This window comes from Ornithinicoccus sp. (assembly GCF_057176825.1).
Map to the genome: position 1 here is coordinate 551,810 of NZ_CM169976.1, position 15,148 is coordinate 566,957.

The 15,148-nt window shown below is 73.3% G+C and carries 15 protein-coding genes; 2 read left to right on the forward strand and 13 right to left on the reverse strand.

Annotation, left to right across the window (positions count from 1 at the left end; translation table 11 throughout):
- Positions 1-69: 69 nt before the first annotated feature.
- The 5 genes from rplI to AC1QRC_RS03030 all read right to left on the reverse strand — a co-directional run bounded on the left by rplI (position 70) and on the right by AC1QRC_RS03030 (position 2,340).
- The gene (gene rplI, locus AC1QRC_RS03010; RefSeq protein WP_484205359.1) at positions 70-516 is read right to left on the reverse strand and encodes a 50S ribosomal protein L9; all 447 of its coding nucleotides are present in this window, start codon (positions 514-516) and stop codon (positions 70-72) included.
- A gap of 25 nt (positions 517-541) precedes the next feature.
- A complete protein-coding gene (gene rpsR / locus AC1QRC_RS03015) occupies positions 542-778 on the reverse strand; it encodes a 30S ribosomal protein S18 (RefSeq protein ID WP_141783648.1) in 237 nt (78 codons plus the stop codon).
- A 75-nt stretch (positions 779-853) separates the two neighbouring features.
- A complete protein-coding gene (locus AC1QRC_RS03020) occupies positions 854-1,435 on the reverse strand; it encodes a single-stranded DNA-binding protein (RefSeq protein WP_484205360.1) in 582 nt (193 codons plus the stop codon).
- Between the two features lie 32 nt (positions 1,436-1,467).
- On the reverse strand, positions 1,468-1,755 hold the full coding sequence (gene rpsF / locus AC1QRC_RS03025; protein WP_484205361.1) for a 30S ribosomal protein S6: 288 nt from the start codon (positions 1,753-1,755) through the stop codon (positions 1,468-1,470).
- 207 nt (positions 1,756-1,962) lie between these two features.
- Positions 1,963-2,340, reverse strand: coding sequence for a MerR family transcriptional regulator (locus tag AC1QRC_RS03030; RefSeq protein ID WP_484205362.1), 378 nt, complete (start codon positions 2,338-2,340; stop codon positions 1,963-1,965).
- A 62-nt stretch (positions 2,341-2,402) separates the two neighbouring features.
- Here AC1QRC_RS03030 and AC1QRC_RS03035 point away from each other — a divergent pair, with 62 nt between their 5' ends.
- Positions 2,403-3,584: an MFS transporter gene (locus tag AC1QRC_RS03035; protein WP_484205363.1), complete on the forward strand. Its 1,182-nt coding sequence runs from the start codon at positions 2,403-2,405 to the stop codon at positions 3,582-3,584.
- A gap of 12 nt (positions 3,585-3,596) precedes the next feature.
- Positions 3,597-4,460 carry an alpha/beta fold hydrolase gene (locus tag AC1QRC_RS03040; RefSeq protein ID WP_484205364.1) on the forward strand — a complete coding sequence of 288 codons (864 nt, stop codon included), beginning with the start codon at positions 3,597-3,599 and terminating at the stop codon, positions 4,458-4,460.
- Positions 4,461-4,481: 21 nt separating this feature from the next.
- On the opposite strand, the gene AC1QRC_RS03045 is transcribed toward AC1QRC_RS03040, so the two are convergent.
- From AC1QRC_RS03045 to AC1QRC_RS03080, 8 genes are read right to left on the reverse strand one after another with little or no spacing between them, the layout of a single operon-like run.
- Positions 4,482-5,606 (reverse strand): glycosyltransferase, encoded by a 1,125-nt coding sequence (locus AC1QRC_RS03045; RefSeq protein ID WP_484205365.1) that lies wholly within the window; start codon positions 5,604-5,606, stop codon positions 4,482-4,484.
- Complete coding sequence (locus tag AC1QRC_RS03050) at positions 5,607-6,500, reverse strand: ABC transporter ATP-binding protein (RefSeq protein WP_484205366.1); 894 nt, start codon at positions 6,498-6,500, stop codon at positions 5,607-5,609.
- Positions 6,487-7,392, reverse strand: coding sequence for an ABC transporter permease (locus AC1QRC_RS03055; protein WP_484205367.1), 906 nt, complete (start codon positions 7,390-7,392; stop codon positions 6,487-6,489). Before AC1QRC_RS03055 ends, AC1QRC_RS03050 begins: the two co-directional genes overlap by 14 nt.
- Positions 7,389-8,651, reverse strand: a complete 1,263-nt coding sequence (locus AC1QRC_RS03060; RefSeq protein ID WP_484205368.1) for a nucleotide sugar dehydrogenase — start codon at positions 8,649-8,651, stop codon at positions 7,389-7,391. Before AC1QRC_RS03060 ends, AC1QRC_RS03055 begins: the two co-directional genes overlap by 4 nt.
- 33 nt (positions 8,652-8,684) lie before the next feature.
- On the reverse strand, positions 8,685-10,517 hold the full coding sequence (locus AC1QRC_RS03065; protein WP_484205369.1) for a glycosyltransferase family 4 protein: 1,833 nt from the start codon (positions 10,515-10,517) through the stop codon (positions 8,685-8,687).
- Positions 10,490-11,713 (reverse strand): ATP-grasp fold amidoligase family protein, encoded by a 1,224-nt coding sequence (locus AC1QRC_RS03070; protein ID WP_484205370.1) that lies wholly within the window; start codon positions 11,711-11,713, stop codon positions 10,490-10,492. Before AC1QRC_RS03070 ends, AC1QRC_RS03065 begins: the two co-directional genes overlap by 28 nt.
- Complete coding sequence (locus tag AC1QRC_RS03075) at positions 11,710-14,619, reverse strand: glycosyltransferase (protein ID WP_484205371.1); 2,910 nt, start codon at positions 14,617-14,619, stop codon at positions 11,710-11,712. The genes AC1QRC_RS03070 and AC1QRC_RS03075 overlap by 4 nt, the downstream gene beginning before the upstream one ends.
- On the reverse strand, positions 14,616-15,113 hold the full coding sequence (locus tag AC1QRC_RS03080) for a hypothetical protein (RefSeq protein ID WP_484205372.1): 498 nt from the start codon (positions 15,111-15,113) through the stop codon (positions 14,616-14,618). Before AC1QRC_RS03080 ends, AC1QRC_RS03075 begins: the two co-directional genes overlap by 4 nt.
- Between the last annotated feature and the right edge of the window lie 35 nt (positions 15,114-15,148).

The following is a 15,148-nucleotide window of genomic DNA, read 5'->3' on the forward strand; positions in this document are numbered from 1 at the left end:
AGGGCACGCAGACGGCTGGGCCCGACCGGGAACTACCCGGTCGGGCCCAGCACGTGCGTGAGGTCGGTGTCAGGCGCTGGTCACCGACACGGTCACGGTCGCCGTGACGTCCTCGTGCAGCCGCACGTGGGCGGTGTGGTCACCGACGCTGCGGATCGGGGCCGGGACCTCGATGCGGCGACGGTCGACCTGCGGGCCGCCCGCGGAGGCGATCGCCTCGGCGATCTCCGCGGAGGTCACCGCACCGAACAGGCGGCCGCTGGCGCCGGCGCGGGCCGCGACCTGGACGGCGTTGCCCTCCAGGCTGGCCTTGGCCGACTGGGCCTCCTCGGCCGACCGGACCTCGCGCTTGGCGCGGGCCGCGGTGATCGCGTCGACCTGCTTCTGGCCGCCCTTGGTCCAGGGGGTGCCCAGCTTGCGGGGCAGCAGGTAGTTGCGGGCGTAGCCGTCCTTGACCTCGACGACGTCCCCGGCGTTGCCGAGGCCGCTGACGGGCTGGGTCAGAATGAGCTTCATCGACTTCTCCTTCTCGTCAGGGTGCTCAGCGGGCCGAGCTGGAGTAGGGAAGCAGCGCCATCTCGCGGGCGTTCTTGACGGCGGTGGCGATCCGACGCTGCTCCTGGACCGAGACGCCGGTCACGCGGCGGGCGCGGATCTTGCCGCGGTCGGAGATGAACTTGCGCAGCAGCGCGGTGTCCTTGTAGTCGATCGCCTCGATCTTGGCGGCCTTGAGGGGGTTCGCCTTCTTCTTGGGCTTGCGCACAACGGGCTTGGCCATCGTGGTGCTCTCCTTATCGGTGAGAGCCCGAGCTGGTGACTCGGGATGGTGTGGATCAGATGTCTTGTGTGGGGATCAGAACGGCGGCTCGTCGTAGGACGGCGCGCCGCCCCACCCGCCACCCTGCTGACCACCCTGGCCGCCGGCAGCGTTGCCACCGGTCGCCCACGGGTCGGTCGCGGCGGGCTGGCCGCCGCTCTGCTGGCCACCCTGGGGGGCGCCGCCGGCGTTGCCGCCGCCGAAGCCACCCTGCTGGCCGCCGCCCTGGAAGCCGCCTCCGCCGCCACCGCCGCGCTGGGCCTTGGTGACCTTGGCGGTGGCGTAGCGCAGCGACGGGCCGATCTCGTCGACCTGCATCTCCATCACGGTCCGCTTCTCGCCCTCGGGGGTGTCCCAGGAGCGGGAGACGAGACGACCGGTGACGACGACGCGGGCGCCGCGGGTCAGGCTCTCGGCGCAGTTCTCCGCCGCCTCGCGCCAGATGGAGCAGCGCATGAACAGCGTCTCGCCGTCCTTCCAGTCGTTGGCCTGCCGGTCGAACTGCCGGGGCGTGGAGGCCACGGTGAAGTTCGCGACGGCGGCGCCGGACGGGGTGAAGCGCAGCTCCGGGTCCGCAGTGAGGTTGCCGACCAGGGTGATGGGGGTTTCGCCAGCCATGGGGTAGTCCTAACTCGGGATGAGGATCGTGGTCAGGCGCCGAGGCGCATGAGCTTGGTCCGCAGCACCGTCTCGTTCAGACCGAGCTGGCGGTCGAGCTCCTGGGCGGTGGCCGACTCCGCCGTCAGCGTGATGACGGCGTAGATCCCCTCGGAGTTCTTCTTGATGTCGTACGCCAGGCGACGACGTCCCCAGATGTCCATGTTGTCGACGGTCCCGCCGTCCTTGGTGACGACGGCGAGCATCTTCTCCAGCGTGGGCTGGAGGGTCCGCTCATCGGACTCGGGGTCGAGGATGATCATGAGTTCGTACTGACGCATGCGTGAACCCACCTCCTTCGGTCTCAGCGGTCACGGTCTCTCCGTGACAGGAGGGTTGCGATACGTCCCACCGCTTCCTGCTGGCCCCAGCCTGCCAGAGCCGACCGACGCCCGCGGGCGTGATCCACAGGGCAGCCCGAATCCGGGACAGGTCGCGGTGAACCCGTCCACGATACCGACCGCGTCCCCCCGCTGCCTAATCCGCGCCTACCCCGGGGTGAGCAGGGCGCGGTGCTCGGTCCGGGCGAGGAACCCGCGGATCGTGTCGCGGCTCTTGCTCAGGCAGTCGATGCGGGCCTCGATCTCGGTCAGCTCCGTCGCCAGCTGCTCGGCGACGTTGCGGGTGCAGGTGTCGACCAGCTCCGCGGTGGGCAGCGTCTCCAGGTCCAGGATGGCGCGCACCAACCGGGTCGGGACCCCCGCCCGCACCATCCCGGCGACCCTGCCGACCCGCTCGACGTCACCCTCGGCATACTCCCGGTAGCCGTTGCCGGCCCGCTCGGCGCTGAGCAGCCCCTGCTGCTCGTAATAGCGCAACAGCCGCGGGGCCACCCCGGTGCGCTCGGCCAGCTCCCCGATCCTCATCGGTCGTCCCTCCGAAATTACCCTTGACATTGACATTAGTGTCACACTTTACCGTCGATGTCATGAGCCTGCAGACCCTGACTCGACCCGAGACCGATCGCCTCCCGTGGGGCGCCCTGAGCGTGATGTCGTTGACCGTCTTCGTCGTGGTCAGCGGGGAGATGATGCCCACGGCGGTGCTCCCCGCGATGGCCGCCGACCTGGACGTCTCGCTGGGCCGCGCCGGCCTGCTGGTGTCCGCCTGGGCCGCGATGGTGGTGGTCGCGAGCTTCCCGCTGGTCCGGCTGACCGCCCGTCTCCCGCGCCCGACCGTCATCGCCGCCGCCCTGACCGTCTTCGCCCTCGCGACGCTGGTGACCGCCTGGGCACCCACGTATGCCGTGGCGATGGGCTCGCGCCTGGTCGCCGCCGGCGCCACCGGGCTGCTGTGGTCGACGATCAACGCCCACGCGGCCTCGATCGTCCCGGAGCACCAGATCGCGCGCGCGACGGCCGTCGTGCTGTTCGGCGGCACGATGGGGGCGGTCGGCGGGATTCCGGCCGGCAACGCCGTCGCCGGGCTGTTCGGCTGGCGGCCGGCGTTCCTCGGCCTGGCCGTCCTCGCACTCGTCGCGGCGTGGGTGATCGCGGTGCGCCTGCCCCGCCACCCGGTGGTCTCCGACGACACCGGCGGCCCCGAGGGGGTCCGGGCCCGACGACCGCTGCGTCCGTTGCTGCTCACGGCCGCGCTGGGCGGTCTGGTCCTGGTCGCACACTTCGGTGTCTTCACCTTCGTGGCGGAGCTGCTCGCCCCGAGCACCGTCCCGACGCCGCTGCTGCTCGTGGTCTTCGGCGTGGCCGGCGGGCTCGGGGTGGCGTTGGTGGGTCTGACCAGCGACCGGTACCCCTCGGCGGTGCCGACCGTGATGGCGCTGCTCATGGCGGTCAGCCTGGTTGGCCTGGCCGGGCTCGGACGCGACCCGGTGCTGGACCTGGCCCTGGTGTTCGGGTGGGGGACGGTGACCGGCACCGTGGGCCCAGCGGTCCAGGCCAGCCTGATGCGCAGGGCCGGTGTCGAGCACCGCCGCACCGCAGGCACGCTGATGCCGGTGGCGCTCAACCTCGGGATCGCCGTCGGCGCCGCCGCCGGGAGCGGGGTCGTCGAGCGCGTCTCGCTCGGCACCCTGCCCCTTCTCGCCGTGGTGCCGGCGCTGCTCGCCGCCGCGGGGTTCCTCGCCCTCGGGCCCCGGCACGCCGCACCGTGACACGATCACGGCATGGGCGCCCTCCTGCATACCCCTGCCGGACCCGTCTCGTATGCCGTGTCCGGACCGACCGACACCGCTCACCCGGACCTGGTGCTGGTGCACGGGTGGTGCTGCGACCGCTCGGCCATGCAGCCGTTGGTCGAGCACTTCTCCCGCCAGCACCGGGTGGCCGTGCTCGACCTCCGGGGCTACGGCGCCAGCCGGGAGTCCGACGACGACGGCTCCCGGGGGGTCGGGCTGGAGCGACCGGGCGACCGCGACGACCTCGTGCCCGCCGCGCTGCGCGAGGTGACCATCGCCGACTACGCACAGGACGTCCTGGGCGTGTGCCGCCAGGCAGGGTTGCGCTCCCCGGTGGTGATCGGCCACAGCATGGGCGGCCTGATCGCGCTGGAGTCGGTGCGAGGCAGCACCGGGGCGGGGCACCTGCCGCGCGGGGCGGTGCTGCTCGACCCCGCGCCGGTGCTCAACGTCCGGGGCCGGGCGATGTGGGCCGACAGCGCCCCCGAGATCGCCCGCGACCACACCGGTGCGTGGCGCCGCGCGTTCCTCGACGGCCTTTTCCTGCCGACCGACCGGGTCGGGCGCGACCGGGTGCCCGAGCAGGCGGCCGCCGTCCCGGCCGCCATCGCCGCCGCATCGGCCCGTGCGATGGCCGGCTACGACGGGGAACGGGCGCTGCGCGAGCTGGCCGTCCCGCTCCTGGTCGTGCACGCGGCCTCGGTCGAGCGGGGACTGCGGGAGGCAGCCGCGGACCGTTCCCTGGTCACGACGGGCCAGACCGTGGGCGCCGGACACTTCCACCAGTTGGAGGTCCCCGAGCAGGTCAGCGCGATGATCGAGCGCTGGCTGGCGACCACCGTCGAGGCCTGAGCCGCCGCGACCGGACAGCGGTCAGCGCAGCCCGGCCGCGTCCTCCAGCGAGGCGATGAACGCCGGCGCCACCACGTCCCAGTCGAACTCGGCCCTGGCCACGGCGTGGCCCGCCGCACCCATGGTGCGCGCCGTGTCCGGGGCGGCCCACAGCTCCAGGACGGCGGCCGTAGCCGCTGCGGCGTCGCCGAATGGCACCAGCACCCCCGCCCCGCTGCGCCGGATCAGGTCCGCGGCGACCGGGAGCGGGGTGCTGATCGCCGGGACGCCGCGGGCCAGGTACTCCACGACCTTGGTGGGCATCGAGGGGCGGAAGTTCGCCTCGTCGTGCAGCAGCGACAACCCGGCCAGTGCTCCGTCCAGCATCGGCAGTGCCCGGTCGCTCGGGACGAACCCGTGCCAGGTGATCGCACCGTCGCGCTGCGCCCGGGTGAGCACCTGCTCCGCCTCCCCGTGGGCCTGCCCGATGACGTGCACCGCGACCGCCCCGTCCGTCCGGTCGCGCAGCGCCGCCCCGACCTCGACCACCTCGCGGGCCCCGCGTTCCAAGGTGATGCTGCCCAGGTAGACGACCCGCTGGATGCCGTCGACGCCGGGCGACGCGGCCGGCACGGGACGCGGGGGCACCCGCGTGGTGTTCGGCACGACGGGGTGGTCCCGGCGGAACCGCGCGGAGTATTGGTGGTCGGCCAACAGCAACGGCATCCGCCGCTCGGCCCACCGCTCCAGGGAGCGCACCGCTCCCGCGCCCGGGCGGCGCAGCGGGTCGGGCAACCAGGGCCGCACCTCAAGGGCGGCCGCGGTGTCCTCGTGCACGTCCCAGACCACGGGCGTGGAGACGCGGGTGCCGACCGTGGCCAGGAGCAGCTCGGGGTCGTGCAGCAGCACCACGTCGTGGGAGGCGGCACGCTCCCGGAGGAGGTCACGGGCCGCCCGGAGCGCAGCGAGTCGGGACCGCCCCGATGCCCGGGGCAGGTCCACCGGGGTGAGCCACGGGGTCCCGACGGGCAGGGTCAGGCCGTAGGCGGTGAAGGGTGCGGCGTAGGTGACCTGCCACCCGGCCTCGCGCAGCGCCTCGAGCTGGCGGTGCCGGATCCGCGCGTCGTCCGGATGGTGCACCACGGTCACCACCAGCGCCGACGGCACTCAGGACCCCTTGCCGCTGCTGCTGCCGCCGGGGGACTTCTTGCCCTTGGACTGCTGCTTCTTCTTCTTGGCCGCCGCCTCCTTGCGGACCATCTCCTGATAGGCATCGACGACCTGCGCGGCAGGTCCGTCCATCACCATCTCGCCCTTCTCCATCCAGATGGCCCGGGTGCACTGGGCCTTGATGGTCGAGGCGTTGTGGCTGACCATGAAGACGGTGCCGGCGGACTCGCGGAACTTCGCGATCCGCTCGCTGGCCCGCTGCCGGAACTCGGCGTCGCCGGTGCTCAGCGCCTCGTCCACGACGAGGATGTCCGGGACGGCCGCGGTCGAGATGGCGAACCGCAGCCGGGAGGCCATGCCGGAGGAGTAGGAGCTCATCGGCAGGTTGATGAACTCACCGATGCCGGCGAACCGGACGATGTCCTTGTAGCGCTCCCGCACCTCCTGCTTGCTCAGTCCGAGGGCCTGCGCGCCGATGAAGACGTTCCGGGCGCCGGTGAGTCCACGCGCGAGGACGGCGCTGACGCCGAGGAGCGCGGCCTGACCGTGGTGGTACACCTCGCCGTTCGCGGCGGGGATCAGGCCGGCGACGGCCCGCAGCAGGGTCGACTTGCCAGAGCCGTTGCGCCCGACGATGCCGATGGACTCGCCCTTGTAGGCGACGAAGGAGACGTCCTTGACGGCGTGCACCTCGCGCACCCCCATGTGTCGCTTGCCCCGGTTGATCCACCGGGACACGACGTTCTCGCTCGGAGCCGGGCGCGTGGTCTTGCCGACGCCGTAGACCTTGTAGACGACGTCGAGGTGGGACACGATCACCGAGGGGATCCGGTCGTCCTGCGCCACCGCGGCCTCCTCGGCCGCGGCCCCGCCCTGGTCAGTTCCGGCCATAGCTGGCCTCCGCCTGCCACACCAGCACGAAGCCGACGAGGAACAAGAGGACCGCCCAGGACGTGGCGACCAGCCAGGTGACCGGGTTCACCACCAGTTCGCCCATCAGGGTCTCCCGGACCAGGGTCAGGCTGACCGCCAGGGGCTGGTACTCCAGGATCATCGCCAGCCACTGCGGCGCCCGCTCGGCGTAGTGGGCAACCGGGAAGAACACACCCGAGACGTAGCGGAACATCCTGGTCAGCAGCGGGATCAGGTTGCTGGCGTCGCGCACCTCGTGCACCACCCGCGCCGCGATCAGCCCGAGGCCGGTGGTGAGGATCCCGACGACCACGAGTGAGAGGGGGAAGAGCAGCCACTCCCAGGTCGGTCGCTGGCCCCGCGCGAGCGCGATGAAGATGAGGATGCCGAAGGCGGGGATGGTGCCCAGGAACTGGCTCATCGACGTGGACAGCGGCAGGAGCACCCGGGGGAACTGCAGCGACCGGATCAGGGAGATGTTGCTGGTCATCGCCCGGGAGCCGTAGTTCAACCCGCCGGAGATGTAGATGAAGGTGAACAGCCCGACGGTGAGGAAGGTGATGAAGTCCTCGATGTTGCCCCGGGTGCCGATCAGCAGCCCGAAGATCAGGAAGTAGGCCACCCCGAGCAGCAACGGATTGAGCACCGACCAGAGCACGCCCAGCACGTTGTTCTGGGTGCTGGCGATGAAATCGCCCTGGGCCAGGGTCACCAGGAACCCCCGGCGCTGCCACAGGTCCTTGATGTAGGCCCCCAGGGAAGGGCGTGCACCGACCTGCTTCAGGCCGTGGCGACCGGCGAGCTCCGCCGCCTGCTCGGAGGTGAGGGCGGGGGGCAGGCTCGCCGGGTCGCCGGGGCCCCCGGTCGTCACAGCCGGCTGACCCGCTCACCCGCGGCGGCGATCCCGCGGGTGTCGAAGAAGCGCGTGGCGGCGCCGGCCAGGGCTTCCACGTCGTACTCGCGGTGGTTCTGCACCAGGATCGACAGGTCGGCCCGGGCGACACCGTCGGCCGGGTCCTCCACGCGGGACACCGACTCACCGAGCGGGCCCCAGGAGAAGACGTGCGGGTCGTGGAAGACGACCGTGGCACCCTTGGCGAGCAGGTTGCGAGCGAGGGGGACCGCCGGGGACTCGCGCTGGTCGGCGATGTTCGGCTTGTAGGTGACGCCGAGCAGCAGCACGGTTGAACCCTTCAGGGCCTTGCCGTCCTCGTTGAGCAGGTCCTGCGCCCGGGACACCACGTAGGACGGCATCTGGGTGTTGATCTCCTGCGCCAGCTCGACGAACCGGAACGGGTACCCCAGCCGCGACTTCACGTTGTGGGACAGGTAGTTCGGGTCGATCGGGATGCAGTGACCCCCGACGCCCGGACCGGGGTAGAAGGCCTGGAACCCGAACGGCTTGGACTTGGCCGCGTCGATGACCTCCCACAGGTCGATGCCCAACTCGTGGCAAAACCGGGACATCTCGTTGACGAGGGCGATGTTGATGTGGCGGTAGGTGTTCTCCAGCAGCTTGGCGGTCTCCGCCTCGCGCGTCCCCTTGGTGCGCACCACGGTGTCCACGAACGTGCCGTAGAACTTCTCGGCGGCGTCCCCGCACGCTGTGGTGTGGCCACCGACCACCTTCGGGGTGTTCTTCGCGCCGAACTGCTCGTTGCCGGGGTCGATCCGCTCCGGGGAGAACGCCAGGAAGAAGTCGGTGCCGGCGACCAGCCCGCCGGCCTCCAGCCGCGGGCGCACCACCTCGTCGGTGGTCCCCGGGTAGGTGGTGGACTCCAGCACCACCAGCATGCCCGGCTGCAGGTTGCGTGCCACGGTCTCCACGGCGGACTCGACCGGCCGCAGGTCCGGGCCGCCCTCGTCGGACAGCGGCGTGGGCACGCAGATCACGGCGGTCTTGGCGGTCGCGATCTCGGTCTCGTCGGTGGTGGCCCGGAAGCCGCCCTCGATCATCTCGGCGATGTCGGCGTCGGTCAGGTCGTCCACGTGGGAGCGGCCGGCGTTCAGGTCGTCGACGACCCCCTGGTTGATGTCGAACCCGAGCACGGTCAGGCCGGCGCGAGTGGCCTCCTGGGCCAGCGGCAGACCGACGTAACCCAGTCCGATGATGACGGCGTCAACGGCCACGTGTGAACTCCTTGGTGGGGGGTCTGGGGCAGGTCAGGCACGCGCAACAGCGGCGTACACCTCGGCATACCGGTCCGCCGCGGCGGCCCAGGTGCCGTGCTGGGTAACCCAGTCGCGGGCCTGCGCGCCCATGGTCCGGGCGTGCTCGGGAGCATACCGCAGGCGTCGCATTTCGCCGGCCCACGCGCCGACGTCGTCCGGGGTCGCGACGGCCCCGAACCGCCCGGGCGGCACCAGCTCGACGAGCGGGGGCAGGTCGCTGACCAGCACCGGAAGACCCGCGGCCATCGCCTCCAGCGGCTTGAGCGGCGGGACGAGCGCGGTCACCGGGGTGGCCCGTCGTGAGACGCAGAACACGTCGAGCGCCGCGAGGTGCTCCCGGACCCGGGAGTGCGGCACCCTGCCGGTGAAGACGACCTGGGCACCCAGCGGTGCGGCCAGCTCCCGCAGCGACGCCGCGGCCGGCCCGTCGCCGACGACCAGCAGCCGCACGGCGGGGTCCTGGAGCGTCCCGACGGCGCGGACCAGGGTGTCGATGCCCTCGTAGTCGTTCAGCGTGCTCACGGTGCCGAAGACGGTGTCACCCGGAGCGAACCCCAGTGCGGCGCGGGCGGCGCCGCGCTCGGGCAGCGGGTCGGTGAACTCGGTCGACACCGCGTTGGGGACCACGTCCACCCGGCCCGCGGGGATGCCCCGGGCGAGGATCTCCTCGCGCATCGTCCCCGAGATGGCCACGACGCGGTCGGCAGCAGCCATGCACGCGGTCTCGGCCCCACGCGACAGGGTGTAGAAGTCCGCGGCAGGGTCTCCGCCGTTGCTGCGCCAGGTCTCCTCCAGGAAGCCACGCACCTCGTAGACCACCGGCAGCCCCAGGCGGCGCCCCACGGCGAGGGCGATCTGGGCGTTCTCGTGCTTGCTGTGCGCGTGGAGCAGGTCCGGCCGGAGACGCTCGACGAGGGCGGTCAGCTGCTGGACCGCCTGCTCCTGCATGGCCCGGCCGGGCAGCGGCATCGGGCCGCGCGGAAGCAACCGGTGGTACTCCACGCCGTCGACACTCACCGCGGGGCGGGCGGTCAGCGAGCCGCTGTCGACCGGGAACCCGAGGCGGGTGACCACGTGCGGCTCCAACCCGGCGGCGCGCTGCGCCGTGACGATCCCGTGGGTGCGGATGGTGTAGCCGGCCTGCACCTCGGGGACCGCGTTGCTCACCACGTGCAGCACCCGGCGGACGGGAGCGGTGCGCTGCAACGGCGGGCCCGGAGTGGCCAGGGATTCCCGGAGCAGGTCGTGCCGCAGCACCTCGAGCTCGCCGCCGAGGCGGGTGGCCAACTGACGACCCCGTATGCCGGGGGCCAGGCGGGCCTGCTCGGTCGCCTCGGTGAGGTGCCCCCGGGAGGCGGCGACCAGCGCGGCGGTGCGGGGCCGGTGCCGGTCCTGCGGGGGCAGGTGCTCCAGCGCGCGCACGGCCAGGTCGGGCAGCAGCAGGGTGGTCGCGGCGGAGGCGACCTGCCGGGCGACGTCCGGCGGGACCGGCGGGGCCTCGTCCGGGCCGTCCGGGCCGAGGGCGTCACGCAACAGCGCGGCGGCCTCCTCCCGTCGCCCGGAGGCGGACAGGGCGAGCGCCGCGAGGTCCGGACGGCGCTCCCGGATCGCGGGCCGTTGCACGATGTCCCGGACGGCCCCGGGGGCGGACCGCAGGGCCACGGAGGTGGCCTTGGCGCCGGTCCGGCCGACGTGGCGCCACAGCACGGACGCGGCAGCCGGGGCGTTGCGCGCGGCGGCGGGGACGGTGCGCGCCGCGACCGGGAGGGTGCGGAGCAGACGGCTGCCCACGGCGCTCAGGCCCCGGCCGGTGGGTGGCACCACTGCTCGCAGGGCAGGACCCGGATCGCCCACGGACCGGGGTCGGGCGCTGTCGAGGGGTGGCCCTCCGGGTAGGGGTTGGGCGCCTCGTGGGTGCCGTGCAGGATCCCGAGGGGCCGCCCGGCGAGCAGGTCCCGGTCCAGCTCCCAGCGGGCGCGTTCCCAGGCGAGCCCCATCCGCTCGTCGTGGTCCGGCCGGATCTGCTGCCGGCCGCCGGGAGCGCGGGTGATCTCCCCGAGCACCACCCCGCGGTCGGTGCCGTAGAGGTCGACCCGGCAGAACGGCAGGCCGACCGCCCGGGACAGGTGCGCCGCCAGGCGCACCATCTCGGGGACCTGCTCGGGGATGGGGATGTCGGGGTCGATCCGTTGGCCCGCGTTCACCTCGCCCAGGTCCTGCAGGTCCGCGTCCAGGTAGCGGTAGCCCGCCGTGGTCAGGTTGCCGTGCTCGGGCATCCGCCGCAGCAGGACCTGCAGCACCGTGCCGTAGGCGGCGTAGACCTTGACGTCGTCGGGCAGTGGCAGGCCCCCGCGCTGGGTCAGCACCTCCTCGGCGAAGAACGGCCCGGAGATCGACGACGTGGTCCCCCACTGGTCGCGCATCTCGGTGCCGGTCAGCTCCCGGGTGCCGTCCAGCAGTGCGTACCGGTCCCCTGCGACCCGGCGCAGCGGGAGGACACCGCGGCCGGAGGAGCCCCCGTCGGCCTTGAGTACGAACTGCTCGGGCAGGGCGGACAGGTCGATCTGCGAGGCCTCCCCCCAGACGCCCCAGCAGCTGCGGGGTGGCGATCCCGTGGCTGGCCGCCAGCCGGTAGTTGCGCAGCTTGAACGGCAGGTGCCGCAGCGGGTGCCGCAGCTCGGGGTCCACGTCCCGCAGGGTGACCACGGTGCGGCGCAGGTCGAGCAGCTCCCTGCGGAAGGAGGCCCTGGACAGCGAGGACTGCAGCTTCCTTCAGCTGGGCGTCCCGCTCGGTCGAGGTCGGACGTGCTGTTGCTGCGTGGTCTGCCTGCAGCCGGTCGCGTTCCCCGCGGAGCTGGTCGTGTCCCTCGCGCAGCTCGTCGTGTGCCACCCGCAGGGCCCGCACCTCCTCCCGGAGCGAGGCGACCTGGTCGGCGCGCTCGGCCAGCCGCTCCTCGCGCCAGCCGATCCCGGGGAGGCGACGCGCGAGATCGCGGCGGAAGCCGTCTGCCACGGGTCACCCTCCTGGTTCGGCACGGGGCCCCGGTCCGGGCCTCCCGCGGAATGCTACCGCCGCGCAGTCCGGGCGCCGGGCGGTTGCAGGGCCCACCAGGGGCTGTCCTGGTCGGTCGGGAAGGTCGAGCGCGACACCGTCGCGGGCGGCAACGCTCAGCAGCCCGTCCCGGCGCACGACGACTGCGGCCACGCCCTCCGGCGCGGCGTCGAGGCGCGGATGCCAGGTCCCGTCCGGGACGGGGCCCTGCCCCTGCTGACTGATCGTGTCGTGCACCCAGTCGGTCACCTCGGCCTCCCCCCGCGGGAGATGCACGACCACGACGTGATCGGCCCGCTCGCCGTCCCAGGCGGCGCGGAGCGTGAGGGTGGTGCCGACGTACCCCTCGGGGACGCTGACCTCCGGGCGGGCCGCCCGCGGGGCCGGCGGCTGTCCGCACGACCACGCGCCGCGCCGCGTCCTGACCCGTGCCGGTGCCCGTACCCATGGTCGGTGGCCCCGCCCGTGCCGGTGCTCCGGCCGACGGCTGCGGTCGGCCGGAGTCGGCAGGGTCGTCTCCGCGGTCTCTGCCAGCCAGGAGGCCAGCAGGTCCCGGAACGCCCCGGGTCCATGCACGGGCCACACCGCCTGCCGCGCCCGCGCCAGCCTCCGGGCGTAGGTCCGGGGGCGCCGGGCGTAGTGCTCCAGGGCCGCGGTCACCTGCGCGGGCCGGGCCTCGGGCGGCAGGTAGTCCGGCAGGTCCCCCAGCACCGCCCGCCAGACCGGATCGGCCACCACCAGGGTGCCCGCGGCCAGCGACTCCAGGGTGAGCCGGACCGGGTCACCCCGGACCTGCTCGGGCAGCAGGAGGAAGTCCAGCTCCTGCAGCGCGCGCCGGAGCGCACCCTCGCCGCCGACCACGTCCCTCACCTCGAGGTCGGGTCCCAGGTCTGTCGGCTCACCGGTGCCGGGGACCCCGACCATGGCCGGCAACGCGACCCACCGGGACCCCTCGCCCCAGCGGGAGGCCGACAGCTCGGGATGCTCGGACGGCGCCGGGAGCACGGTGGCAGCCAGGTCCTGCGGCGCCCACTCCGGCTCCGCGCCGAAGAGCTCGCCCACCCGGGCCGCGACGTCTCCCACGGCATACCGCTCGGTGCCGACCCCGGGGTGGCTGTCGGCGCAGACCACCCGGTCGGCACGCAGGGTGCCGGGACCGGGAGGGGCGAACTGCAGCACCTCGGGACGGTCCACCAGGACCACGCCGAGGTCCACGGGGTCATCCAGCTGGATCCACTCCACATGACCAGCCCGGACCAGGTCCAGCAACTCCCCGCACAGGGACACGTCACCGAGCGCGGTCTCCCACAGCGACTCCAGGTGCACGAGCGCCACCGAGTAGCCACCCTCCAGCGCCGCGTGCACCCGGGCGAGCATCCCGCCGTGCGGCTGGCCCCCGGTGCGCCAGTCACCGACCACGCACAGGTCGAAGCGGCGCCGCGCCGCGGCCTGGCTGCGCCACCCCAGCGGGTCCGGGAACGGCCGGGGCCCGTCGGGATCCAGGAAGGGGTCGGCCGTGCCGGCGGCGATGCCCGCGTGCCATCCCGCGTAGGTGGTCTTGTAGGCGAACCGGGTCCCGTGCTGCCAGCCCCGCCGGAAGTCCGAGGAGGACAGCGTCGTGCCCGACCGCATCAGCAACATGGCTGACGGCAGGTCGCGAACCCGGGGGCCAAACGCCGCGACCAATCGCTGGCGGTACTCGTTGTCGGCCCCCTTCGGGACCGTGTCGAAGAAGCCGATCCGCTCCAGCACCTCCACCCGTCGGAAGGTCAGCGTCGACCCGGCGACCATCCGGGGGACGTAACCCAGGCGGGTCAGTCCCACCTGGTCGACCAGGCGCACCCCGTTGCAACGGGTCGCCAACAGCCCCGGCTCGGCCAGCAGCGGCGCCAGGAACTGCTCGAGCGCCTGCGGGTGGAAGTAGTCGTCGGAGTCCAGGGCCGTGACGAACTCCCCGGTCGCCCGCCGCAGCGCCGTGTTGCGGGCCCGGTAGGTCCCGCCGTTGACCGGTTTGCGGATCACCTGGACGCGCGGGTCCATTCCAGCGACCTGCGCCAGGATCGGGTCGAACTCGCAGCCGGAGCCGTCGTCGATGACGAACAGCTCCCAGTTGGTCCAGGTCTGCTCGATGATGGAACGCACCGCGGTGATCACGGCGTGCCCCGGGCGGTGCGCACTCATCAGCACCGTCACCCGGTGGGGCGAGGGGACCTCCTGCCGATCCGGTGCCACCAACCGGTCGAAGACCGGGAGCGGCGTGCCGTCGGGCAGCTGCCCGGGCGGGAGCAGGGCCAGGTCGGTCAGCCGCCCGGCGTGCAGGGCCCGGTTGAGCAGCACCAGCCAGTCGGCCTCGTCGGCGCCCGGCTCGTCCGGGAACAGGTAGGGGTTGCGCAGGTCGGTCCGCACGGCCGCGCGGATCCCCCGCTTGATGGAGCGGCGGACGGCGGGGTGGTCCAGCAGCTCGGCAGCGGCGGCGTGGTCACGGTCGCCGACCCGCAGTTGCAGCAGGCTGCCGGCCGCGCGCGGGGTCAGCTGCCGCAGCGTCTCGTCGTGGCCGAGCGCCTCCAGGATCCGACGGCCGTCCTCCCGGTCCTCCTGCCGCTGTGTCTGCACCGCGACGACGTGCCCCAGGTCGCCCAGCCGTCCCGGGTCCATCCCCTCAGCCAGCACGGGCCAGGGGGAGCCGGACCGGCACCAGGCGAGGACGTCGGCCATGTCGTGCCCGGGCCAGGCGGCCTCGGCCAGGATGTCCCGCGCCGCCACCGACCCGGTGCGCAGCACCGCGGGGACCAGGGCGTCCCCCTCGTCCGGCCCGGCCCGATCGGCATACCGCTGGGCCACCGACCGGGGCCCGACGGGCAGCTCCTGGCTCACTCCCGATCCGGCGGGGCCGGTGGGTGCGCCGGTGCGGGTTCAGGGTCGGGTTCTGGGCCCTGCGCCTGAGCCGCCGCCCCGGGCAGCGCGTCGAGGGCGACCTCCACCGAGCGCTGCAACCGGTCCAGCCGCCCGGCATACTCGGCCTGCGCCAACCGGACGGCGCCGACCAGGTCGGTGAGCTGAGCCGGGGTCTCCCGGTCCGTGGCCGGGGGCTCCTGGGGGGTGGGCTCGGCCACCGCGTCGGCGGACGCCCGCGCGCCGCCCTCGACCTCGGCCACCAGGCGCCGGAAGCGGGCGGCCATCCGCTGCACCTGCCTCTCGTTGCTCTCGGCGAGACGGTGGGCGTCCAGGGCGATCAGCAGGGTCGCCCCGAGCACGGCCATGACAGCGAGGACGACCAGCCACCACTGCTCCAGCAGCGCACCGGCCAGGGCCACCAGCCCCATGACCGTCCCTCCGGCAGCGCCGGCGAGCACCTTCCTGGACCGCACCACTGCACCTCCCGCGCTGCCGACCCGACCGGGCA